Here is a 23,480-nt window from a genome sequence, read left to right as displayed (position 1 = left end):
AGCGCAAACCATGTCCGCGCTCCGATCCCGGCTGCCAAAATCAAAGGTGAAAAATGACAAGCCAATCCGTAAACATTTTCAATGAAACCCAGACGTGCACGTTCAAAGACGACGTTTACGACGTTAGGGACAACGGTGCGATACTGCGTCGAAAACGACCCAACGGAAGATACCGCAAACTCGACGACCATTGGAGTTTTGGAACCAAAGACGCAAACACAGGGTATGCAAACTTCGGAAGCTGCAGAGTTCACCGTATCGTTGCGACTGCCTTCCATGGAGCTCCACCAAGTAAGCAGCACATTGTCGATCATATTGATACCAACCGGATGAATAATCGACCGGAGAACCTGCGCTGGGTTACGAAACTTGAAAACATCCTGTTAAATCCGATCACCCTTAAGAGGGTAATTGAGGCATACGGCTCCGTAGAGGATTTCTTTTCCGACCCCCAAAAACCTAAGCACAAACCGCTACCAAACCAATTCGATTGGATGCGGACAGTCGGTGCGTCGGAAGCCGCCGAGAGTAGACGCAAGCTAGAGAAATGGGCTGCCAGCTCCAAGTCGCCGTCAGGCTCTGGTCTAGGGGAATGGCTGTTTCAGAATCGTACCCAAGTTGAACAACCCGAGCTGCCCGAGATTATCCCGTCTTTGACCGAAGGTGCCGCGCAAATAAACTGGCGAACACCGTCTCAGTTCCCGTACTGCCCGGACCAGTTGAAAGATCAGGATTTGATAGACTACTATCGGGCGCTTTCCTTCGGAGCGGTGTTTGCAGAAAATGAGCATGGAAAGTCATTTTTCGTGGACGGGTGTTTAGATCACCGAAGCGACTGTTTGATAGTGGTCTCCCGCATAGAGAATAACCCAATCAATGATTGGGGCATCACGTCTGTTTATATGCATGAAGGCCAGTTTATCCATGAGAACAAAAACACTTACCTCACATTGGTTGAGGCAATGGAGATTTATGCGGCAGGCACTAGGGAGGGTTTCTACCCTGAGAGATACGAACCGGATTTGGGTCGCCACTTGGCTCTAGGTGGGATTTCAAAATAGATAAACGAAGGAGATTTCGGCAGATCAAACTTGTTTCGCAGTTAGTTTGAGGCAAAACTGCTGTATGGGTTTATCAGACATTACTGCCGCAGCTATAAACGCTGCGTGTGAAGAATACGACGAGATCGGGAAGACCAATTTTCTCAAAAAGTATGGCTTCGGCATATCTAAGGTCTATCACCTGTTTCTTCGCGGAAACTACTACGACTCCAAAGCCATAGTGGGAGCAGCTCACGGCTATTTGGGCCAAGGTTATGAACCGCTCAACAACACCGACTTTTCCGGCGGCCAACAACATGCAGTACAAGTTTTGGAAAGACTGGGCTTTAACGTCGTCGAGAACCCACCTCCAATACGAAATCCAGATTGGTCACGTGACGAACTGATCCTTGCCACAGAGTTTTATTTTCGGCATGCACCTTCGATCCCCGGAAAAACCACAAGAACACTAGCAGCTCTAGCTGACGACATTCGAGCAGCTGCCACCATGCAAGGTCTTGTTGGCAATCAGACATTTCGAAACGCCAATGGCGTTTACATGAAGCTGATGGAGCTGCGAAAGTACGACGACAGCTACAAGGGCGTAGGCCTAGGCCATGAGCGCGTTCGCGATATCGAATTGGAAGTGTTCACGCTGCCAGAGACACAGCTGTTGCTCGCCGCGCGTGACATTAGAACACGCGTCCAAGCTTTCCTTGAAGGTGGCGGACAAGTTCCTAACGTTGAGAGACTACTGCCTAAATCGGAAGTTCTTAGAGAGCTTCTGGCAAGCAATGACCCTATTGAAAAGCAGCTCGGAGAAGTGCTTGTTGATTGGCAGGAGACCAAGCGTTCGACCGGCAAGTATGCCGGCCTTGGCCGTGATCCCGGCAAGATAAGGCAGGATGGAGCACGAAACGTCGTTGAGAAACGCGTGCGGTCCAGAGCTAGTGGCTTTGATGAAGTCTCGTCTTCCGGCCAGTCATACGAAAAAATAGTCGTTGATCATGCAGACCAGTTTCCCGACGATGTTGTAAAAATTGCGAAAGATCGGTTGGCAGATTTTAAATTGGTGATGCCCACCGATGACAGAGACGCGTTGAGTGACAAAGTTGATAGCATTCTATCGCGTCCCGATATTCTTTTAGAAGTTCCTGCAGGTAACCCAGCACCGAAGAAAGAGCTTTCGGTTGGGACAACCTATATGCGTGACCCTAGAGTGGTCGCGTACACGCAGCAAAGGGCAAGGGGCGTCTGCGATCTATGTGAGGAAGAAGCCCCATTTCGCAAACCATACGGAACACCATACCTAGAAACGCACCATGTCTTACCGCTTGCCGAGGGCGGACCTGACACGATCGAGAACTGCGCCGCTGTCTGCCCAAACTGCCATAGGGCATTGCATTCTTCTCATGAAAAAGGGCGTCTGACAGACCTGCTGAGGGCCAGGCTCAACGCGAATTAGTCGTGCGTGCTGTGCTTTGGTCGCATGGTGGAAAGCAAAGAACTGATCGCTGGGGCCTTTGGATTGGTGGGATATGTATGAGGGGCCATCAGTTGGGACGTTCCGAGCGATACAATAGGCCATCGCCATCTTCGTAGATTTCTTGCTCAGACCGTTTCTGCAAATCTTGTTGGCCGACGACTTTCTGCGGCTCGAGTTTCAAGGAACTGTACAGTGCGCGCATTTCTGAGGCCAAAGAAATTGTCCTCTTATTCATGGCGACCCCCAAGTCGTCGGTGACAAGCGCATCGATCCCATCCTCGATAATTGTCTGGGTACACCAACCTTCAAATCTGACCAGCTGCTCAATCACAATACAGATACGCCTAACCAGATAAAAATGTTGGGAAGTGAGGTGCCAATCAGGCACAGAATTGACGATTTTTAACCAGATATCACGCTGCTCGTCTGTGAAATCCTCTGGGGGATCCATCCTCTTTTGCGGACGTTTATTGTTGGGGAGGATATTGGCCATGGTCATTGCAACTCCATGTTTTTGATGCATAATTAATCCGAAAGGTAACCTTTTCGCGCCTGATCGGTAAAGTGTTCGGGGCTTTACGCGAAAACAGCCCGAGGAGGCGTTTTTCCAACGTCTGGGGGCCAGGGTACACGGACAAACACGAAAGACCCCGAGAGAGGGCTGGGATTAAGCCGATTACACGTTTTCGGCCCTTGGGGCGCGTGCATACACACAGAAAACGCTGATTTACGGTCCAAAAACTAAAAGTTACCTTAGGGGCTCGCCATCTTGATTTTGGCCGAAGCTAGGCTACCTCCCGCCCCGATCTGTTCGCCCTGTGGCCGATGGCAGGAGGTGCGGAACCACCACAATCTTGGTTCAGCACCAACAACACCTCAAAGCGACGAAGACCAAAAGCGGACCTTCGCGGTACGCGAGTTAAGTTGCCGAGTTGCGGACTAAGAGGTCGGAGTCGTCTGCCTTCGAATGACTGTGGCCAGCCCGAAGCGGACACGATCCCACGTCATTCTGCGACCAATGGGTCCAGCAGGCTGGGCGGAAAGCTGACCTTCGCTGCGGGTGCTGAAGTTCCTCACCTCACCTACCTAAGCGGACAGTCAAAGGGGCCAGTTATATTGAGATTTGCAGGAGTCTTGGGCAAACTACTTGTATTGGGCGCTAGAAATAGAACGCGGATACATCACCAGCGCATTGCTGAGGGTTAAAATAGGCTGCAGTATCGATTACTAAGATGATAAGTCAGTTCCAGAACCGAAATCCGGGTCAAAGTAGAAAGCCAGAGAATGACATCAATCGGCATCAACGATGAACCGAACGAAGCCCTGCCATTCGAAGAGAATTTTATCGAGCAAGCAGAGTACATCGATAGGGAGCGGTTTCTTGAGCTTGCCGCAGAGCATCCATATGAAGCGAGCATCCTAAAGAAGCTCACGGGTGGTGGAGCAAAATTACTTATTGGGCCGAGGGGGTGCGGTAAGAGCACTCTGATGAGGAAAGCGTTCTATCAGATCCTTGAAAAGGATCTCGACACGGCCCTTCCTGTTTACGTCAACTTCAAGTTAGCGCTGAAACTAGAGCCATTCTATGTGAACGGTCCAAATGCCTCATATTGGTTTAGGGCTTGGTTGGTGCTGAAGGTGGTCGCCGGGATTTGGGATACTCAAGAACAATTGGATAGCTTAATTCTGCCTATTAATTTTCCATCGAAGGCCAAAATTTTTAAATTGATAGATGCTCTTGAATCGAGCCGTGCAGACGGAGACTTAGTGGAACAGTTTTCCGTCCGCTTCCTTTCTGACCTAGTGGATGACATAGCACTTGAAAACGAGCTGAAGCGTGTTGTCATCTTAATCGATGATGCAGCACACTCCTTCTCAGAAAAGCAACAGGAAGATTTTTTCGATTTTTTCCGAGCGATAAAGTCCCGACTCATTTCCCCAAAGGCAGCAGTCTACCCGGGCATCACGTCCCATTCAGCAAGCTTTCATGTTGGACATGACGCCGAACAGATCGATGCTTGGGTGAAGCCTTCAGGAAACGAATATGAAGACTTTATGGTCTCGCTTGCCGAGAAACGCTTTTCCGGGACGGGACTTGATTTCGTAGCAAATAATGAAGAAGATATTAGGTTTCTAGCCTATACATCTTTTGGTATTCCAAGAGGCTTTCTAGGTATGCTTAGGGCTATCTATAATTCCCCTGAAGCCTACACAACTTCGGATGGTTCTTTGAACAAGAACAAGGTTTTGCGACTGTCCCGTACAGGCCGAGACATGTCACACGCAGTCTTTGACTCTCTGACTTCAAAGCTCCCATCATATGAAAGTTACGTTCAGAACGGATCAAAAATCTATCAGACAATTTTGTCTCAAATCAAGGAGTACAATAAGGGTAAGTCACTTGAAAAACAGGGATTCCAATTCGCCATCAAAATGCCTGTCGACTCCGATCTCGAGAAAGTATTTGGTTTCCTGCAATACTCTGGGCTGATTATGCCGTCAGGATCAATTTTGAAGGGCGAGAAAGGTTCATTTCAGCACTATCAAGTACATACAGGTGATATCACGACTGAGAATGTGATCGTAGGTAGTAGAACGAAGTCGATAGCTTCATTTCTAACAGTAATACGCGCCGCGAAACATCAAGCTTGGCCTCGACTCACAACAGCTTCAATATTTGAAAACGCTGGAATCGAAAGTAAGGATTTTGTGCTGTCGCTACCGTTGTGTCATGTTTGCTCTACTCCAAGAAGTAATCCTGAAGCAAGGTTTTGCGCCAACTGTGGCGAACAGCTCAAACCGTCTTCCACTTATGAAGCACTCGTACAGCAGAACATATCGGCCCTTCCTATTTCCAAGCGGATGGAAACCAGAATCAAGCAGAATTCCAACATAAGAAAAGTGCGTGACATCTTAATTGATGCAAACAAAGAGACGCTTCTTGGCATTCCTTATGTAGGAAAAATCAGGGCTCAACGGATCGTTGGGCACGCTGAAGAGCATGTTTCGTGAGTTTTTCTATCTTGGATTACGTGAATGCTTCGCCTTCTTCGAGCAGCATCGGTTCAGTAGACGCGTTCCTCAAGGAAATTCGGTTTCCGAACCCTATTGATACCTACATTGAACACTCCCGCAGTTTGCTCTCGTATGGGACGCCTGACAGGTTATCCAATAATCCGCATCTAGGGGGATTACTGTTATTGGGCTCGGTTTCTGCGGCGGAGGCGTATTTTCGTTCCGTACTCTCATCAACACTGGAAGCATGTCCTATTTGTCGAGAAGTCGCTGCAGAGAAGCAGATCAATCTTGGAGGCGTTCTCTGGCACGGACATGCAGAGTTTCGGAGAAGCGCATTTGAGCACCTTTCTTTCAGCTCCAAGGAAGAACTTGTCAAAGCAACAAAGGGTTACCTTAGATTTGAACTTAAGACGTCCGTCTTTGAAGCTCCGCTAATGCAGTATGACATAGCCTGCCATTTACGTCATGGGATCGTCCACAATGGCGGAGTTTTGCCCGGAAGAAACGCTGTTCGGATACAGGCCAAAAGTTACAGCAACCCAGTAAGGATAGCCGTGGACTTTGCATTGCTACAGCGGACGGTCGAAGCAGTGGATACATTAGTGCTTACGTTCAACCGGGAACTTTTTGGAGAGATGTGCAAACGCTGGGCCGTTGACTGGCGACAAAGAGAAGACTGGGATGTTTCGACTGAGGACAAAACTTTCAAGAAACTCTGGGATGTATTCGTTTGTAAAGAATTGAATAGAACCAGGGTTGGACGATCTAGATTGTCGCGTAGCCATTGCCTTTCTCAGATACGGGACACCTATAATCTTTGATGTTTCTGAATGCCGCTGTGATTCAGGCTTGCCCATTTGCAGATTGTGCGAGCGCAGCGAACGACTGGAATGATGGATCGCGCCGCAGCATCCCGATTGGCAGAACAACGGCAGCTTTGGGCCGCCAGCGCATGAACGCGGTCTATGGTCTGGAACTTCGCAAAGTCTGCTTTCTGCGCAAAGCCGCCATCCGTACACCCCGCAGCATTTTGGAAGTATGGGCTCGAAGCGGTCGTCAGCGTCGATCGGCCTGAATGACCGCTTCGCGGACAAAGCCAGCTCGGTACTGGTGGGCTTTACTTGCTCAAAAATACCAAAACCGGACAACCACAGGAACGCGGGAAAAACGGGGAAAACGGGATCGAGACACCCCCATTTACCAAGTGGTCTAAATTATTCCTTCAACCGTCAACTTTTTTCTAGTGTAGCCTTCCCGCTCTTCCCGCTTTTCCCGAAAATCGGTTTCTCGACCGGAAAACTGGCGAAGGGGTTTACCCAAGCGTCTACATGCCGAAGTCCACTGGCTTTTTCTTCGGATCCAAAACAAGGAACCGAGTGTAGCGCTCCTCTTCCACGCCGAGCCTTCGATCACCGACGACGCGACCTTTTATCTTGCGCAGTAGGATGCCGACAGTTCTTGGAGCGAGTTCTTTCGCTCTGCTTACCCCAAGGGCATCCCGTAGTTCGTACAATGTCTCCCGCAGTTCTGTGTCGTCGAGAAGTTCTTGGGCCGTGTACCCTGCAATTCTAGCAGTCGTCCGCTGTTTGTCTTCCAGAAGGTTTAGGAACGCGCCGATGGCCCGCAGTTCTTCCGATTGCACACCGTCGGCGTTCTCGATCTTCCAACAGTCGATACCAGACGCAGCAAGAACCTTGTCCCGCACCATATGCGCCCATTCGTTAAACCGACTGTGTGTCCCCTGTTGGTCGGTCTTCGATTGTAGGATCGTAAACAGGTGTCCAAGGAGTTCGGCCCGATTGTCCATTGCGAACGCACAGGCATCTTTGTGGACGAATTTTCGATCCATTGGATTTTCGCTCTGGGCATCGAGTGCAATAACACCAAGCCGCGAGTGCATGTCCGTACTTTTCGAGAGGTTGTTCCCGTTTAGGAACAGGACAAAGCTGCACACAATTAGCTGGTTTTCGTTCTTTCCCAGCAGTCGATCTTCGAATGTCTCCATCGTTATCGTCGCGGACAGGTGTGGGCAGTCCACAAGCGCATAGTCTGGGATGTTGTCGAATACGACCAAGGCTGGGTTCTGCATCCCCACAGAGAGGATGTTTTTGCGTCGTTCGTCGGCACTGTCGGCCCATGCCTTGGCGGGAGCTTTCACACCGAGGACAATCGTCGAGATAATGTTGCACAGTTCGGTCTTGCCCGTCTGTTGGCTGGTGGCAGTTACGAGGAAGCCAGGAGTGGTTATCCCGTGGGTGCGTTTTACGAGCATTGTGAGCATGGCACAGACAGCCATTGCTTTGCTTTCTTCGTCCGCGAACAGAACGTCTGGCAGTGCATTGTCCACGATGGCCTTGTATGCGGCAGCTGGATCGTTGCCCGTCTTTATTGCCAGCTTGGGTGTGGCGATAAACAGTCGTGTGTCTTGGTTGTAGCCATAGCCTTTGAGGATCGACCCGTCCGGTGCTAGCGCAGGATAGTCCACGACGCCTTCTAGCTGTGTGAGGCCTTCCCCCTTGCGACCAATAAGAGAAGTGGCAACATCGTTTGGAGTGTTTTGGGGTGTCCAGACATAATCTCCAGATCGAGCTTGTCCCACTTTGCCAAACTCGATGCTCCGGTTCACTTCCTCCCGCACAACGACATTGTTGGGTTCGTAAACCAGAAGTTGAGAAGGCGCAGGCACGTTCTTGTCTCCCAGCCGATGGGCGCCAGCAAGCGAGCGGCGACCGACCCGAACGACACGACCGGACATAGAGAACAGTCGTTGGTCTGAGCTCAGGTATGGCAGAGAGTTGTCGATGCCGATTTCTGGTCGTTGGGGGTCCCAGTGAACGATGGTTCTTCGGTCTTGGGTAACGTGTCCTGTCTTCGGCAGCTTTGATTGGTCTGGGTGGCTCCGTGAGAACATTTCAACGATGCCTTTGTAGGGTGCGGCAGTTGCACACATAGCTTCCCAATCGACCGGGTGTTCTTCTATGTCTGCAAGGTCCCACGTGCGGGGCAGAGAGGTCGGTACGTCCACGAGCAGGAAGGTGGCAATGCCAAGTTCGTCGCCGCAGGCACAGACGACCCGAGCCGCAGTCCATCCGTTTTCGTCGTTGTCTGGCCAGACCAGAACCTTGCGTCCACGGAGAGGTTCCAAGTCGTATGCCTCGAAGTTTTCTGGATGGTGGATTGCGCCGTACACACAGGTGGAAACCGCAACAACATTGGTCGGGCGCAGGACGTTGTTAACATAGTCCACGACCTTTTCGCCTTCGACCCACCAGACATCGGCACGTGGATTCTGGGCCAGAGCGGGCAGACCGTAGAGAGGCCACTTGCCGTTGGGCAGCCTGGGCAACAGCGTTTCGTCCAACTGGGACCGACGCCAGCCACCGGGGCGACCCGGCCCTTCGTCGGACGCATACCATGTTGCATAGGTCTTCGGCTTGGGTGCCTCTGGGTTGTTGTACCGATAGCGATAGAACAGCTTTTGGTTGTCCAGCCCGCGATATGTGTATTCGAGTGCGAGAGTGTAGTCGAATTCGTCCACGCGGATGTCGGACTTGGGTGGCTCCTCGCTATTCCACGGAGGAACAACTGCTATCCAACTTCCGTTTTCTCTTTCTCTGGTAGTTGTATGGTCTGGCGACATTCTACGTCCCTCGTTTTTTGGGTAAGGGGTTTGCCGACAGCCTCTACACAACCATATGTAGTGTTAAGCGGAGGTTCGCACCCCTGTGGTTGCATCTGGGGCTGGAGAGTGGTTACTCCGGCTCCTTTCCTTTTCGGGGCTGTAGTCCTGTGTTCGTTGGTCATTTTCGCAACTCCATAAGTCGATCTCCGGTCTTGGACATTTGTTCCAGTACTGCCGCTGTTTGGTCCGAGAGTTCTTTGTACCTATCCACCAGCATTGGGTGGAGATCGTTTTCCAGCATGTAGTCGACCAGCCACGATTTCTCGCTGGCGAGCCGACCCATCGTTACGACCAAGAGGGACATTCGTTTACAGGTCGGGCGGAGCCGTGGATCGGGATCTAGCTCGTGTGGCCAGAGACCATTGTCCGGCGTGATCTTCTCACCTTCGTACATCAGCATGGGCCTGCTCATGCGGCCACCTGAATTCCGGCCATGCGGCGCAGCCATTCACGAACGTGTTCGACGTGAACATAGTTGCGGCGACCGAGCTTAAAGACCTCTGGTCCTTTGCCCTCGGCCTTCAGTTGTGTGTAGGTCGTTCGGGGTAAACCGAGTTGGGCGCAAAGATCATCTTCGCTGACTGCGCCAAAGTGGTTCGCCGAAAGATTGAATATCGAATTGCGTTGAGCATTGATGATCTCGTTCGCAATGGTCAGGTCTTCAACTTCAATTTTGTTCGCCATCCGGGCCTCCGTCGTTGATACCCGGACTGGATAGCGGCCATTTTAGGGCGATACGTACCTGATCGCCCGCCTAAATAGGGCTCGGACTAAAAAAGATTAAACGGGTCAGGGACTACAAAAGACCAGACAAAGTGCGAGGGTGGTAGGCGCGCTGTTTGATACCCAATTCGCTTTCGCGAGCGTTCAAGGCTGCGCGCATCTTGGCCCCGTGAACCCTGATCAAACCTGATTTGTTCAGACGAATACCACTGATGTTGTCGGCGATAACTTTAGCCACAATCCGCTTCTTCTCCGCCACGGTCCACTCAGTCTTCCGGGTGCCGCTGTCCTTCCGGCGCTGCCGTTCCTTTTCCTTTGCGTCGAAGTGGCTTTCGACGACCTTGTGGTGTTCGGGGGATGCTTCTGGGGGCAGGGTGGTCAGCAGACCATACCGCTGTACCTCAAAAGTCTTCCACTCGTTTTCCCAGAATTCGTCGTCCTTACCCATCGAACCACGCCTCCCGCTGATCGGAAATGAAGTTGGCATAAGTCGCTTCGATCATACTCAATGAAGTACCACATTGTTGCGCAATCGCCATGACAGGAACCGCCTTGACCAAGTGGCGCGTGATATAGCTGTGCCGGGCTGTGTACAACGAAGCCTCTGGCGGCAGTCCAGCGATCTTACAAGCCTGTTTGAATCGCCAGTTCGCTGCGTCACCGTCCCATTGCTCACCATCGTGGTCGAGCAACAGCCATCGGTCTGGGTCGTCACACCCCTGCGCCAGTTCCGTGAAGAAAGTGTCAGCGGTCGTGCTTAGCACCATTGTTCGCTCGCCCGTCTTGCCGTTCACGGTCAGTCGTCGGTGGGCAAGATCCTTGACGCGGGCAGACTGAATTTCCCCAAACCGGCAGCCCGTCAGAAAGTGAGCGCGGACCAGATTGCGGAACGCCGGGGTTTCACAAGCCTCATACAGTTCTGTTTCTTCGTCATCGGTGAACACAATCACTCGCTTCCCAAAACTGTCGGACTTGGAGAACTTCTTCACCAGCGCCCAAGGTCGGGCTGCGTCGGGCAGGTGACGGTCGGCTGCGTAGTTCAACACACCCTTGAGGCTTGCCAGCGCCCGGTTCGCGGTCGCTCTACGCGCCCGTAGGCGGTCGCCCTCGTACCCGTCCAAGAAGGCGTCTCTGAAACGCTCCACGTCTTGGCGGGTAACGTCTACCAGCTTGGTATTTGGGAACGCTGCGACAGTTCGTTTCACATACGAAGCGAGGTCACGTTCGGCCTTGTCGCTCAGGCCCATCTTGCGTTTGTCTTCCGCCCATTTGTCCAGCGCACGCTCAACGGTGATAGCAGACGGGGCAGGGGCGACGATATCCCGCGCCCGAGCACAAGCCTGATCAAAAGACAGGACGTCAGCGTCGTTGGGTTTTTCAAGATCGTCCGCCACCCCAGGAATTCGGGTCTGCTTGTACTTGCCATCTTGGGTCACTGTGCGAACCGTCCACAGGCCTGCGCCGCGCTCAGTGCGACGATAGCCGATGTGGATGTTTTGGGTCAGCCGCCGAAAGTATGCGTTCTGTGAAACCTTCAACCGCTTGCGGGCTGTGGGGCTGGTGATGGGAGCGTCTTTTAGGGTACGGGCCACTGGATCAAACCCAATTACAAACGAACGGCAACGGGAAGCGCCGCTTAAGAACTACTTAACTTAAGAGCCGTTGTTAAGTAAATGGCGTCCGGTGGTAACCAGTGCAAAACTCCTTATTTTCATGGGTTTTGCGAAATTGGGAGGCTTGTTGTTAAGGGGCACCACCGCCTTCGGAGGGCAGCGCTCTATCCAGCTGAGCTAAGGATCCACTGACGGTCGTATAGCCAGCGGTCAATTGTACCGCAATTGCTAAAAGACGTCCGCTAAGGAGTTCAGCCGCCCCAGGTGCGGACCACGCCGCAATCCATATGCACGAAGTTCGAGCCAGAGTATTTTCCGACCCCACCGCCGCGGCAGGCTGCTGCGGCGCGCGCCATTTGGCTGACAGAGCGCGTGGACAGGCGCAAATCTGCGGCCTGACCTTTCATATGCAAGGAGTTTTTGGCTACACCCCGGCTGCGGGAACGCAACATCGCGTTGGTTTGAGGGCTGCGATAGCCTGACAACAGCATGTAGGGTTCGTTCACGTCGAGTAGGTTGTGCGCAGCGGCCATGATGTCGACATTGCGCAAGTCCATCTTCATTGATTGGCCAGTGCGCCAGTCACGCATGAAGTGGTTCACTTCCTTAACGGCGTCTTTGATGTAATCGCCTTCGATCCAGTAGATCATGTCGATCCGTTCTCCGGTGCGGCCTGAATACATACGCAGACGTCGGATATCGCCGGATCCACGCAAAAAGCCTGCGGCTTTGGAGAATGTTGGAGCTGCTGTGATGGTGGTCGCCGCAAATGCACCTAGAAGTGCCCGGCGGGATATGCCCGTAGAGTCAGTTTTTGCCATTTTACTGCGCCGTCCCGTACGCCTGCCGCCCATGATGTTACACGGGCTTTGTGTCATCTCATCCCCAGATGCGCCCTTTTTATGACATAGCTTGATTCGTTTACCAAGCTCTGAATCTGGCAAAAGTTCGGTCGCAAGATATATTGGCGGGATTTTGCGCGATTTGTGCGCATTTTGTTCGGCGGGGCTGTGACCGATGCATCGACGCATCAGGCGTGGCCGGAATGACGCATCAACATCAATGTGAATGGACACCGTCTGGGCGGATTGGGGATACTGTTTCGCAACTGGAAAAAAGTTTTTCTTGAGGTGAGTGATGTTTTTCGTTGTTTCTCGTCATTGGATGTTTGTGTTGGCATTGGCTGTGGGCACGATGTTATCGGCGTTGCCCCATACCGCCACGGCGCAAGTAACTGCGTTCAAGCAGGCGGTGGCGGAAGCTGCGGCACGAGATGCTGACATCTCAGCGTTTTACAAGGCGAGCGGGTACAAAAGCCTCTGGACGGGCCGGTCGGGGCGCGAACGCCAGCGCCGAACAGCCCTGTTTGCCGCGCTCTCAAAAGCAGGCGATCACGGATTGCCAACCGCGCGCTATGACGCTGGTGGGCTTCAGGCAAAGATGAAGGCCGTGAAGACCGAGCGTGATCGGGGTTTGGTCGAGGTCGAGTTGAGCCGCACCTTCCTTCAATATGCTCGCGACCTGCAAACTGGCGTTCTGGTTCCATCCCGCGTGAACAAGGCCATCGTCCGGGCGGTGCCATATCGGGATCGCACGTCTTACCTCGTGAATTTCTCCAAATCGTCACCCAATGGCTTCTTCAAGGCGCTGGCCCCGAAAACGACTGAGTACAACGCTCTAATGAAAGAAAAGCTGCGCATGGAGCGTTTGCTGGCCAAAGGCGGTTGGGGCGCGGCTGTGCCCGCAAAGACCCTCAAGCCTGGCCAGTCCGGAGCATCAGTCGTGGCCATGCGGAATCGCCTGATCGCTATGGGGTTCCTCAAGCGTACGAATACTCAGACTTATGATGGGAGCGTGCAAGCCGCTGTTCAGCAATTCCAACTGGCCCATGGCCTGGCTGCTGACGGTGTCGTTGGTGCCGGCACAATGAAAGAGTTGAACACTGGCGTGCAGGAACGCCTGCAATCCATCATCGTTGCGATGGAGCGCGAGCGGTGGGTCAATCAGGAACGCGGCAAACGCCATGTGCTGGTCAATATCCCCGACTTCACAGCCAAAATTGTCGACAACGGCAAAGTCACGTTTTCGACCCGCTCTGTCGTTGGCGCGAACAAGCAAGACCGACCCACGGTCGAGTTTTCCGATGTGATGGAATTCATGGTTGTAAACCCAAGCTGGTACGTGCCGCGTTCAATTGTTGTGGGTGAATACCTGCCGGCGCTTCAACGTGATCCCAATGCCGTGCGTCACATCGAGATTACAGACAGTCGCGGGCGCAGGGTGAACCGCGGGTCTGCGGACTTCTCCCAGTACACGGCACGCACGTTTCCTTACGCGATGCGCCAACCGCCGAGCAAAGGTAACGCACTGGGTTTGGTCAAGTTCATGTTCCCCAATCCACACAACATCTACCTGCATGACACGCCAGCCAAGAACCTCTTTGCCCGTGAATCGCGCGCCTACAGCCACGGCTGTGTACGTCTGGCGGATCCGTTTGACTTTGCCTATGCGCTCTTGGCCAAGCAAGAGTCGAACCCGGAGTCGTATTTCCAGTCTGTGCTCGCGACAGGCCGCGAAACCCGCGTTGACCTGAAAAACCCAGTGCCTGTTCACATCCTCTACCGCACCGCGTTTACGACCCCTAAAGGGCGCACGCAGTATCGCCGCGATGTATACGGACGGGATGCGCAAATCTGGCGTGCTCTGTCCAAGGCAGGGGTGGCTCTGCGCGCCGTTCAGGGATAAGCCTTCCCCGTCAGCTTTTGCGGCCGGAGGACCCTTATGCGCTATACCGTTGCAGAGATTGCCGATGCGATCGGTGCGGAGGCTGTTGGCGATACATCGGTTGTGATTTATGCATTGGCCGAACCCAGCTCGGCAGGTACAGACGATCTCGCGATGGCGAGTACGGCCAAATACGCTGACAGTCTGGCGAAGGGATCGGCGCAAGCCGCGCTGCTCTGGGCAGAGGCGGACTGGCAGTCCTTGGGTCTGAAGGCTGCAATCCTGCCACAACGTCCACGCTATGCGATGTCTCACCTTACCACGATGATGGACCCGGGGCAGGGGTTTGGTGCAGGTATTCACCCCAGCGCCATCATTGATCCGACGGCCAAGATCGGCGCGGATGTGTCCATTGGTGCGGGGGCCGTCATTGGGCCGGACGCGACGATTGGCGCAGGTTCTGTGATTGGGCCGCTTTGTTTTATCGGCTGGAAGGCGTCCCTTGGTGAGGGCGCATTCCTGCGCGAACATGTAAGCATTGGCGCTCGGGTGGATATTGGCGAACGATTTGTTGCGCACCCTGGCGTGCGCATCGGTGGGGATGGGTTTTCTTTTGTCACGCCGGAAAAAAGCGGTGTCGAGGCCGCACGAGAAAGCCTTGGAGAGCAGGGGGAAGCGCAAGGCCAAGCGTGGGCTCGCATCGCCAGCCTTGGCGGCGTTCTAATCGGTGACGATGTTGAGGTGGGCGCCAATACCACCATCGATAATGGTACCATTCGGGCCACGCGCATCGGGGACCGCACCAAGATCGACAGCCTTGTACAGATCGGACACAACGCATCTCTTGGTCAGGATGTTCTGGTCTGTGCGCAGGCCGGCGTGGCCGGTTCATCAGTGATCGGAAATTTTGTCGTGCTTGGTGGTCAGTCCGGTATTGCTGACAACATCATTATTGGAGATCGCGTGGTCATCGGCGGAGCAAGTACTGTCCTGTCTTCAGTTCCGGCCGGTAAAGTCATGTTGGGCTACCCGGCGACCGAGATGAAAACCCAGATCAACAGTTACAAGGCGCTGCGTCGCCTGCCGCGTTATGTTGCAGACATTGCCGCCCTCAAGAAAGCGGTTTTCAAGTCAGGTTCCAGTGACTAAATCAACGGCGTAAATCGGGAAGAGGACGGGCCATGAGTGTTCAGGACAAGGTTATTGAAATCATCGCTGAACAGGCTGTGTTGGAACCGGGCGATGTCGCATTGGACAGTACGCTCGAAGACCTGGGCATCGACTCTCTTGGCCTTGTGGAGAGCATTTTCGCAATCGAGGAAGAGTTCGACATCTCTGTGCCATTCAATGCCAACGATCCTTCCGAATCCGATTTCGATATCACCAATGTGCAGTCCATCATCACCGGTATTGAAAAGCTGATCGCGGATCAAAAAGGCTGATGCACCGCGTTGTTATCACCGGGGCTGGAAGCGTGAATGCGCTTGGTCACGATGTGCCCGACACGCTTGAGGCGATGCGCGAAGGGCGCTGCGGTATCGGCGCGCTCGATTTTCAGGATGTTGAACGCCTGTCGATCCAGATCGGCGGGCAGGTGCGCGGCTTTGAGGCGGAAGGGCGTTACAACCGTCAACAGATGAGCCTCTATGACCGTTTCACCCAGTTTACCCTCGCAGCTGCAAAAGAAGCGATTGAGCAGTCCGGGCTGACATTTTCGGGTGACGAAGCCGCAAAGTCAGGCGTTGTTCTTGGCACGGCGGGGGGTGGGGTCAGCACGTGGGATGCGAACTATCGCTCGGTCTATGAAGAGGGCAAGAACCGGGTTCATCCTTTTGTCGTACCGAAACTGATGAACAACGCGGCTGCCAGCCATGTCAGTATGGAACACAACCTCAAGGGACCGTCCTTTACCGTGTCGACCGCCTGTGCATCGTCCAACCATGCGATGGCGCAAGCCTTTCAAATGGTGCGCACCGGCATGGCCCCGGCGATGATCACCGGTGGGTCCGAAAGCATGCTCTGCTTTGGAGGGGTCAAGGCGTGGGAAGGTCTGCGTGTGATGTCCAAGGACGCGTGCCGTCCGTTTTCAGCGAACCGCAACGGCATGGTGCAGGGCGAGGGGGCGGGCATATTCGTGTTCGAAGAGTACGAACATGCGCGCAAACGTGGCGCCGATATACTGTGTGAAGTGATTGGCTTTGCCATGTCTTCGGACGCGAGTGACATTGTGATGCCGTCCAAGAATGGCGCAGCGCGGGCCATGGCGGGTGCTCTGGCGGACGCAAAAGTGAACCGGGATCAGGTCGGCTATATTAATGCGCACGGCACTGGCACTGCGGCGAATGACAAGACTGAATGTGCCGCTGTTGCCGATGTTTTCGGGCCTCATGCAGATAAGCTCATGATTTCCTCCACCAAGTCCATGCACGGTCATCTGATCGGCGGTACGGGCGCTGTTGAGTTGTTGGCCTGCATTATGGCGCTGCGCGATGGCGTCATCGCCCCGACAATCGGATACGAAGAACCGGATCCGGAATGCGCTTTGGACGTTGTGCCGAACGATGCGCGCGAGGCCAAAGTCGATGTGGTTTTGTCAAACGCCTTCGCCTTTGGAGGTATGAACGCCGTTCTCGCACTGGCGCGCGTTTAGGGCATTTCAGTCAAACACAATCGTTCATCAGCGCAACAAAAAAGACCGCGCTGAAACTGCGCGGTCTATAGGTCGTGCGGCCCTTAGGATGCACTTAATTCTCGAGGACGGTCGTCTTTTCGAAACTTGCGGTAAAGCCGTTAAGCGACATCGTCACAGCGACTTTCTGGTCAGGTGCCATGGCTGGAACGATTGTTACAGTGGCCTTGCCACCAGCGCGAAAAGCGGCAATTTCCTCGGCCACAAGACCGACGCGCGAATAGCACCCAATCGAATTGCAAAACGAATAGGGGTAGCGACGCGCAGCGCCATCGTCGACCTGCATGGTCAACTGTTGGGGAAGTGACGTCTCGAGTGGCACGACGATGGTCGCACCTGCTACCGCGCGCCCGCCTTCGGGCAAACGGAAGATCGAAACTTCGGCGACTGGCGTGCCTTCGCTGTCGGACATCAGCTGATACATTTGGCAGGGCTCTTCAGTGCCTTCCTCTGCCTTGATGCAGCGCAAGTCCCAATCGCCGTTTTTTTCAGCCGTATAGGTCTCGCCCACCTGTGGTTGGCTCGCATCTTCGCCAAGGCTCAGCTGGTCTTCGATGCTTTGGGATGGCGTTTCTGCTTGGGTTGTTTCTGTGTCCGTGGTTTGCGCCAACAGGGCGGCGGGTAGGACAAGGGCCGTGGTAAATGCAATCAAAAAGGTTCGCATGTTCATTCCGGTTCAGTTGTGCGTCATCGCGGTTGCTAACATGCCGGAACGGCGCTGTCAGGGCCAAAGCGCAAAGTTTTCATCACAGCCGGTTCAACAGGTCGGACCCTTGTGCCCAAACACAAAAAAGGAGGCCACAAAGCCTCCTTTTCCGGTCGTTTTTTGTAACTCCCCGTCGGACTGGCCGACTTATTGCGCTGACGTTACGAAAGCGTCACGCTCTGGTCAACAGCCTTTATGAATCGTTTTTGTGTCTAGTGTGCGCGGCGAACCAAAAAAGGCCGCGCACAAGGCGCGGCCAGTCTGACAGGGAGGAAGTGTTCCGCACCAGGAGGACATTAGGCGGGAACAAAAACACTATGGCACCCAAGTATTAACTTTGTATGGTCCCTCCGAAGAAGCCCAAGGACAAAAGGTTAACGAGGATGAGCGAAGACATTTTTATCGGCGGGGGCGGTGTCGACTACGCCGACCCACAGCGGCTGTCCCTTGGGTACGCCAACCGACATGGGCTTGTAGCGGGTGCGACAGGTACTGGCAAGACAGTTACCTTGCAGATTTTGGCTGAGGGTTTCTCAAATGCAGGCGTCCCGGTGTTCCTGTCGGACGTCAAAGGCGATCTGTCAGGCCTCGCCAAATCCGGCACATCGGATCACAAGTTGCACGAGCCGTTCATGAGCCGCGCCGAAAAGATCGGGTTCAAGGACTATAACTATCACGCATGCCCGGTGACGTTCTGGGACTTATTTGGCGATCAGGGTCACCCGGTGCGTACGACTGTGTCCGAGATGGGACCGCTGCTTCTGGCGCGTCTGCTTGAGTTGACGGAGGCTCAAGAGGGCATTCTGAACATCGCCTTCCGCCTCTCGGACGAAGAAGGGATGCCGCTGCTTGATCTAAAGGACTTGCAGGCATTGCTGGTTTGGATCGGAGAAAACAGCAAAACGCTGTCCTTGCGCTATGGCAATGTGTCCAGTGCGTCCATCGGTGCGATCCAGCGGCGCCTCTTGGTTCTAGAAAATCAGGGCGGTGCAGGTCTGTTCGGCGAACCGGCACTGGAACTGGCCGACCTTATGCGCACCGATGCGAACGGAAAGGGGCGCATAAACATTCTCGCCTCGGACAAGCTGATGCAGGCGCCGGGCCTCTACGCGACGTTCCTGTTGTGGCTGCTGTCCGAACTCTTCGAAGAGCTGCCCGAAGTCGGAGACCCCGATAAACCCAAGCTGGTTTTCTTCTTTGATGAGGCGCATCTGCTGTTCGATGATGCCCCCAAAGCGCTCGTGGACAAGGTGGAACAGGTGGCCCGCCTGATCCGTTCCAAGGGGGTGGGGGTGTATTTCATCACGCAAAACCCATCGGACGTGCCAGAGGATATCCTTGGCCAGCTTGGCAACCGTATCCAGCACGCGCTGCGCGCTTTTACAGCCAAGGACCGCAAACAGTTGAAACTAGCGGCGGAAACCTATCGAGAAAATCCGCGCTTTTCCACCGAGGAGGCGATCCGCGAGGTTGGGGTCGGTGAGGCGGTGACGTCTATGCTGATGAAAAAAGGGATACCCGGGATTGTGGAGAAAACCCTGATCCGCCCACCTTCGTCTCAGCTTGGGCCTCTCAGCGCGGCAGAGCGAGCAGAGGTATTGACAACCAGCGACATGGCCGGAAAATATGACACGCCATTGGATCGAACATCTGCATTTGAGATGTTGAAGGCCCGCGCGGAAAAAGCAGCCGCTGAGGCAGAAGCCGCCGAAACGCAAGCAGAAGAGGCCGATACGCCTGCGCTGCGGGAATTCAATGCTGCACGACGGTATTCGGGCAAAGGCGTATCCCGCTCGACGTCAAGACCCGCGCGCGTCAACCCGAGTTTTGGTGAAGCGATGACCAATATGGTGGTCAAAGAGCTGACAGGCACGACCGGTCGGCGGATGGTACGCGGCATATTGGGTGGGTTGTTCAAGGGACGTTAATAAAAGGAAAGAGTTGAGTGTTGACCTTGAACCCTTTGAAGAGGTTCATGCCAACCCTCCCGTAATTGGCCGAGATTGGAACGGCGCGCGCGATTGAGAATGTAGGGCAATCATGAGTGGACAAGAGTGATGGCGTTCAATTGACGCTGGGACCAGAATGTCCATAAGACCCACGCGGTAAAACGGATTGAGCGGAGTGACACATGAGAAAGACACTGAAAGATCTTTTTTGGCTATGTTGAATGCAACACTGATCCTTGTGGCCGTCATTCTTTTGCTCTTGGTGTTGCTCCTGACAAAGGCAAATTCTCTGAGCGAGACATTTGCTCAAAGTCTCGTCGCGATAAAGCCACTTGAGGCAGGCATCGAGACCATCAATTCTGAAATCAGCAAAATTAAGTCTGACGTTGTAGCACTGAAGCAGCAATCCCAAGGGATTTCGTTCACTAGGCTGCAAGAGCTGGACGCAGGTATTGGAAAAATTGAATCGCATCTTTCAGACATCAATTCTTCAATGTCTACGTTGGCTCAGACGCCAGAACGGCTGTTGGACGATGCTGTCGCGGTAGCAGCAGAAAAGGCCGTCGAAGGCGCGGAGCGTTTGAGAGGCTGTGTGCCTGCAGGAACAGAATGACGCAGCCTGCGACATAGTCACTTGGCATAGTGAGGTTCCGCGCACGGCTGTGCGCTTACTCCTCATGCTCCTCTCTGCCGCTTGGCGGCTTTGGCAAAAAATGCCATGCAAACGTTATACATCCCGATACCTATCCGGAAGGATAGGTTAACTATACGTTCACTCCTTTGAACGAAGGGATAGACGCAACTAGCGACAAGCGTCGCTAGAACGGCGCAACGACGCAAAAATCAAAAGGCCAGACCATGAGTGAGACACGAATTGAGATTGTCGTTACCGGAGAAAACGCCGAAGCAACTATCGATAAGCTTGCCAGTCAGCTTCAGAATAGCGAAGTGGCAGTATCAGGACTTGAAACTGTCGCACAGCCAGCGGACCTGATCGCGGCCGGCATTAATGCAAGCGCGTCTCTCCCTGCAAAAGTTGAGGCATGGTTTTCCCAGATTGGCGCATCCGAAGGGTATCAACCTTTGGCCACACTGGCGATCTGCATAGCTATCTTTGCACTCGCGTACCTTGTGGAGCGGATCGTCGTGGGCTTGCTGATGAAACGGAAAGCGGAAGCGGCCGCTGCCGCGTCTGGCGTATCGCAAGCGCTCAACAGTGCGGTACGTTGGGGCATCACGCATGCTTTGGGCCTTTTGATCTTCTACGCGATGTGCGCCATCGGCTTGAACGTGTTGTTCGACAGCGGCACGGAGGCGTTTGAACTTGCGGCGGTTGCTGTTTCAAGCGTGATGTTGCCACGTACATGGTTTCTGGTCATGGAAATCCTGACGGGGTCGAAAGATCCGCACCGGCGTGCAAACAGTCTGAGTGATGCTGAGGCTTCTCAGGTGATGCGGTCAGCCTTGTTCCTTATCGTTTTCTTTGGAATGACAACTTTTGCTCGCGAATTCGTCATAAGCGTTGTGGATGCAGGCCAAAGTGGTGCGCTTTTCGCTGTTGCCACCCGGCTACTTGATGGCGTTGCTACGGCGTTTTTCTTTGTCTCGGTTCGAAAACCGGTTGGTGGCCTGATCATACGTGTCCTGTCGACAGACGCCGATAATCCAAGGCCTCTTGTCCGCTTGCTGAGCAGATTCTGGCCCGTGTTCTATATTTTCGTATTCCTGCTGCAAGTTGCGGCAGAGGCGCGCGGTTATCTAAGTGGAACACTGGGCGAAGATGCTTCGGCTTTGAAACGCTCTTTTGCCGTGTTTGTACTCACGCCCTTCCTTGTCGCAAGTATTGGAATTTGGCGGAATGACATGATGTCCCGGGTAGAACGGGACAAGCGCGGTCGCATTGCCGGAGTGTTTTCCTTGTTGGAAGGCGCAATAACTGTCGGTGCCGCGATTTTCATCCTGTACGCTTGGAACATCGATCCTTTCGCAACCGATCTGGTCGGTGCGAAACGTATTCTTCCCGGACTGGTAAGCGCAGCCATTGTAACGGTGGTTGGTGTGTCTGCATGGCGTATGATCAGTGGTTTTCTTGATTCAGGGTCGCCAATGGCCGGAGAAGATGAGGGCGGTGTCCCCGAAGGCGAAGGCGGCGTGGGGGGCAGTCGAATTGAAACGGTCTTGCCAATTTTGCGAACCGCGCTTGCAGTCCTGATCGGAACTGTAACTGTCCTGCTGGCGCTGTCGTCACTGGGCGTTCAGATTGCACCGCTGTTGGCAGGTGCCGGTATTCTTGGTCTTGCTGTCGGGTTTGGCGCTCAGAAGATCGTAGAAGATATCATCTCTGGAGTTCTCTATCTGGTCGAAGACGCTTTCCGCAAAGGCGAATACATTGAGACAAGCGAAGGAAAAGGTGTTGTCGAGGCAATCATGCTGCGCTCTGTAAGACTGCGCCACCATCTGGGCGCTGTCTTTACAGTTCCGTTCAGTTCCATCGGAACAGTTCAAAACCACAGCCGCGACTGGGTTACTGTCAAACTATCGTTTGAGGTTGCACCGACACAGGATCTGGAAAAAGTCCGCAAACTCGTCAAGAAGATCGGCTCGCAATTGATGGAAGACCCTGAACTTGAGGGGCAGTTCCTTGCTCCCCTGAAAAGTCAGGGTGCTGTTGCTATGGTTGGCTCCAACTACAAGATTGGTGTGAAGTTTACTGCCAAACCCGGCGAGCAGTTCCTTATCCGACGCAAAGCGTTGAATGCGATTCAGAAAGCATTTTCTGAAAACAACATTCAAATTGCGGCGCCGCGAGTGGTCGTTGATTCCGTCGAGGATGTACAAGCCGCTGCTGCAAAAGTCGCAACCGACGCAGCAACACCGGCCTGACCGCCGCGCACAAAGATCGGCCGTCCAATCCCGACTAAGAAGTAAGAGGTTCCTTTGATCCGTTTTTTCAATCGCACATCTGCAGTCATGATCAGTCTTTCCGCAGCTCTTGCAAGTCCGGCGCACGCAGACCAAAGGACGGTGGACCAAGTTTTCACATCAATTGAAGCGTCTGTGGTTGCGGCGGATTTGACACCGGTTATTCAGATTGACCACGCGGGCCTTGCGGCGGCAGAAGGCGTCGAGATGCCGGCGTCGCGCGTTCAACTGTTTGCGGATAGCGCCGTCAATGCCAACGTGATGAAGGAAAACATACGGGCTGGTCTTGATCTGCCTTTTCGGGTGCTGGCTTTCGACCAGAGCGGAAAGGTTACTGTATCTTACACCTCATCAGAGTTTTTGTCGCAAAGGCATGCGTTGACAGACGCCTCAGCGCTTGCCGCCTTCGATGCGCGTTTGAGTGATGTAGTAGGTCAGTTGGAACACGCAGTCATTGCGCCGGCGCCGACACTTGGCGTAAGCCCGAACTTCGCCATTGTTGAACTCCAATCACAATATGATGTGCCCGAGACGGTGGCGCGATTGAAAGCGGCTGTGACATCGGAACCCGACACGATCTGGTTTGGTGAAATCAACTTTCAGGAAGACGCCGCAAAACTCGGTATCCCACTGGTATCCTCGCAACTTTTGCTCTTTGGCGGTCCAGCGCCGGGGGGGGGGTGCGATGGCGGACTATCCAGCCATAGGGCTGGATGCCTTTTGCCAAAAACTACTGGTTTACGCTGGGGATGATGGCAAAGCGCGCGTTCTCTACAACGACATCGCCGCACTGGCTGAGCTTTACTACGGGACTTCTATCGACCCACACAGGATGCTCAACAAGAGGCTTGGGGCCACGTTCTCTTCCGCCATCGACTGAACTCAAGCCACGCGGACGGAAATGCCCTAACTCATCAAGCGAATGGTA

Annotated in this window: 20 protein-coding genes; 12 read left to right on the top strand and 8 right to left on the bottom strand. The window is 53.7% G+C overall.

What is annotated here, in order from left to right; genetic code table 11:
* Positions 1–53 precede the first annotated feature (53 nt).
* Positions 54–1,061, top strand: coding sequence for an HNH endonuclease signature motif containing protein (locus ABJD00_RS02435; RefSeq protein WP_413829219.1), 1,008 nt, complete (start codon positions 54–56; stop codon positions 1,059–1,061).
* A 64-nt stretch (positions 1,062–1,125) separates the two neighbouring features.
* Positions 1,126–2,505, top strand: a complete 1,380-nt coding sequence (locus tag ABJD00_RS02430; protein WP_413829218.1) for an HNH endonuclease — start codon at positions 1,126–1,128, stop codon at positions 2,503–2,505.
* A gap of 88 nt (positions 2,506–2,593) precedes the next feature.
* Here the strand turns inward: ABJD00_RS02430 and ABJD00_RS02425 are convergent, their stop codons facing one another.
* Positions 2,594–3,025 (bottom strand): hypothetical protein, encoded by a 432-nt coding sequence (locus tag ABJD00_RS02425; RefSeq protein WP_413829217.1) that lies wholly within the window; start codon positions 3,023–3,025, stop codon positions 2,594–2,596.
* A 785-nt stretch (positions 3,026–3,810) separates the two neighbouring features.
* Between ABJD00_RS02425 and ABJD00_RS02420 the strand changes: the two genes are divergently transcribed.
* A complete protein-coding gene (locus ABJD00_RS02420) occupies positions 3,811–5,538 on the top strand; it encodes a hypothetical protein (RefSeq protein WP_413829216.1) in 1,728 nt (575 codons plus the stop codon).
* Positions 5,535–6,365, top strand: a complete 831-nt coding sequence (locus tag ABJD00_RS02415) for a hypothetical protein (protein ID WP_413829215.1) — start codon at positions 5,535–5,537, stop codon at positions 6,363–6,365. Before ABJD00_RS02420 ends, ABJD00_RS02415 begins: the two co-directional genes overlap by 4 nt.
* A gap of 503 nt (positions 6,366–6,868) precedes the next feature.
* Here ABJD00_RS02415 and ABJD00_RS02410 read toward each other — a convergent pair.
* From ABJD00_RS02410 to ABJD00_RS02385, 6 genes are all read right to left on the bottom strand, one after another.
* The gene (locus tag ABJD00_RS02410; protein ID WP_413829214.1) at positions 6,869–9,184 is read right to left on the bottom strand and encodes a hypothetical protein; all 2,316 of its coding nucleotides are present in this window, start codon (positions 9,182–9,184) and stop codon (positions 6,869–6,871) included.
* A 160-nt stretch (positions 9,185–9,344) separates the two neighbouring features.
* Positions 9,345–9,638 carry a hypothetical protein gene (locus tag ABJD00_RS02405; protein ID WP_413829213.1) on the bottom strand — a complete coding sequence of 98 codons (294 nt, stop codon included), beginning with the start codon at positions 9,636–9,638 and terminating at the stop codon, positions 9,345–9,347.
* Positions 9,635–9,910 (bottom strand): hypothetical protein, encoded by a 276-nt coding sequence (locus tag ABJD00_RS02400; protein ID WP_348201560.1) that lies wholly within the window; start codon positions 9,908–9,910, stop codon positions 9,635–9,637. The genes ABJD00_RS02405 and ABJD00_RS02400 overlap by 4 nt, the downstream gene beginning before the upstream one ends.
* A gap of 112 nt (positions 9,911–10,022) precedes the next feature.
* Positions 10,023–10,397: a hypothetical protein gene (locus tag ABJD00_RS02395; RefSeq protein WP_413829212.1), complete on the bottom strand. Its 375-nt coding sequence runs from the start codon at positions 10,395–10,397 to the stop codon at positions 10,023–10,025.
* Positions 10,390–11,541 carry a tyrosine-type recombinase/integrase gene (locus ABJD00_RS02390; protein ID WP_413829211.1) on the bottom strand — a complete coding sequence of 384 codons (1,152 nt, stop codon included), beginning with the start codon at positions 11,539–11,541 and terminating at the stop codon, positions 10,390–10,392. Before ABJD00_RS02390 ends, ABJD00_RS02395 begins: the two co-directional genes overlap by 8 nt.
* A 272-nt stretch (positions 11,542–11,813) precedes the next feature.
* Complete coding sequence (locus tag ABJD00_RS02385) at positions 11,814–12,383, bottom strand: YcbK family protein (protein WP_413829210.1); 570 nt, start codon at positions 12,381–12,383, stop codon at positions 11,814–11,816.
* A 316-nt stretch (positions 12,384–12,699) separates the two neighbouring features.
* Between ABJD00_RS02385 and ABJD00_RS02380 the strand changes: the two genes are divergently transcribed.
* The 4 genes from ABJD00_RS02380 to ABJD00_RS02365 are packed head-to-tail and all read left to right on the top strand — an operon-like array spanning position 12,700 to position 16,936.
* A complete protein-coding gene (locus tag ABJD00_RS02380) occupies positions 12,700–14,307 on the top strand; it encodes a L,D-transpeptidase family protein (RefSeq protein WP_413829209.1) in 1,608 nt (535 codons plus the stop codon).
* Positions 14,308–14,343: 36 nt separating this feature from the next.
* On the top strand, positions 14,344–15,435 hold the full coding sequence (lpxD, locus tag ABJD00_RS02375) for a UDP-3-O-(3-hydroxymyristoyl)glucosamine N-acyltransferase (protein ID WP_413829208.1): 1,092 nt from the start codon (positions 14,344–14,346) through the stop codon (positions 15,433–15,435).
* Positions 15,436–15,467: 32 nt separating this feature from the next.
* On the top strand, positions 15,468–15,728 hold the full coding sequence (locus ABJD00_RS02370; RefSeq protein WP_413829207.1) for an acyl carrier protein: 261 nt from the start codon (positions 15,468–15,470) through the stop codon (positions 15,726–15,728).
* Positions 15,728–16,936 carry a beta-ketoacyl-[acyl-carrier-protein] synthase family protein gene (locus tag ABJD00_RS02365; RefSeq protein ID WP_413829206.1) on the top strand — a complete coding sequence of 403 codons (1,209 nt, stop codon included), beginning with the start codon at positions 15,728–15,730 and terminating at the stop codon, positions 16,934–16,936. The genes ABJD00_RS02370 and ABJD00_RS02365 overlap by 1 nt, the downstream gene beginning before the upstream one ends.
* A gap of 94 nt (positions 16,937–17,030) precedes the next feature.
* Here ABJD00_RS02365 and ABJD00_RS02360 read toward each other — a convergent pair whose 3' ends face one another.
* Complete coding sequence (locus tag ABJD00_RS02360; RefSeq protein ID WP_413829205.1) at positions 17,031–17,639, bottom strand: invasion associated locus B family protein; 609 nt, start codon at positions 17,637–17,639, stop codon at positions 17,031–17,033.
* A gap of 425 nt (positions 17,640–18,064) precedes the next feature.
* On the opposite strand from ABJD00_RS02360, the gene ABJD00_RS02355 reads away from it, so the two are divergent.
* From ABJD00_RS02355 to ABJD00_RS02340, 4 genes are all read left to right on the top strand, one after another.
* Positions 18,065–19,609 carry a helicase HerA-like domain-containing protein gene (locus ABJD00_RS02355; RefSeq protein WP_413829204.1) on the top strand — a complete coding sequence of 515 codons (1,545 nt, stop codon included), beginning with the start codon at positions 18,065–18,067 and terminating at the stop codon, positions 19,607–19,609.
* Between the two features lie 196 nt (positions 19,610–19,805).
* Entirely contained in the window at positions 19,806–20,243 is a 438-nt protein-coding gene (locus ABJD00_RS02350) for a hypothetical protein (protein ID WP_413829203.1), read from the top strand.
* Positions 20,244–20,488: 245 nt separating this feature from the next.
* On the top strand, positions 20,489–22,513 hold the full coding sequence (locus tag ABJD00_RS02345) for a mechanosensitive ion channel family protein (RefSeq protein WP_413829202.1): 2,025 nt from the start codon (positions 20,489–20,491) through the stop codon (positions 22,511–22,513).
* A 141-nt stretch (positions 22,514–22,654) separates the two neighbouring features.
* Positions 22,655–23,305: a DUF302 domain-containing protein gene (locus ABJD00_RS02340; RefSeq protein WP_413829201.1), complete on the top strand. Its 651-nt coding sequence runs from the start codon at positions 22,655–22,657 to the stop codon at positions 23,303–23,305.
* Positions 23,306–23,480 lie beyond the last annotated feature (175 nt).

The sequence above is a fragment of the Tateyamaria sp. genome (assembly GCF_039945315.1).
Lineage (GTDB): Bacteria > Pseudomonadota > Alphaproteobacteria > Rhodobacterales > Rhodobacteraceae > Tateyamaria.
Note: the sequence above shows the minus strand (reverse complement) of the source record. Positions and strands in the feature narration are given on the sequence as shown.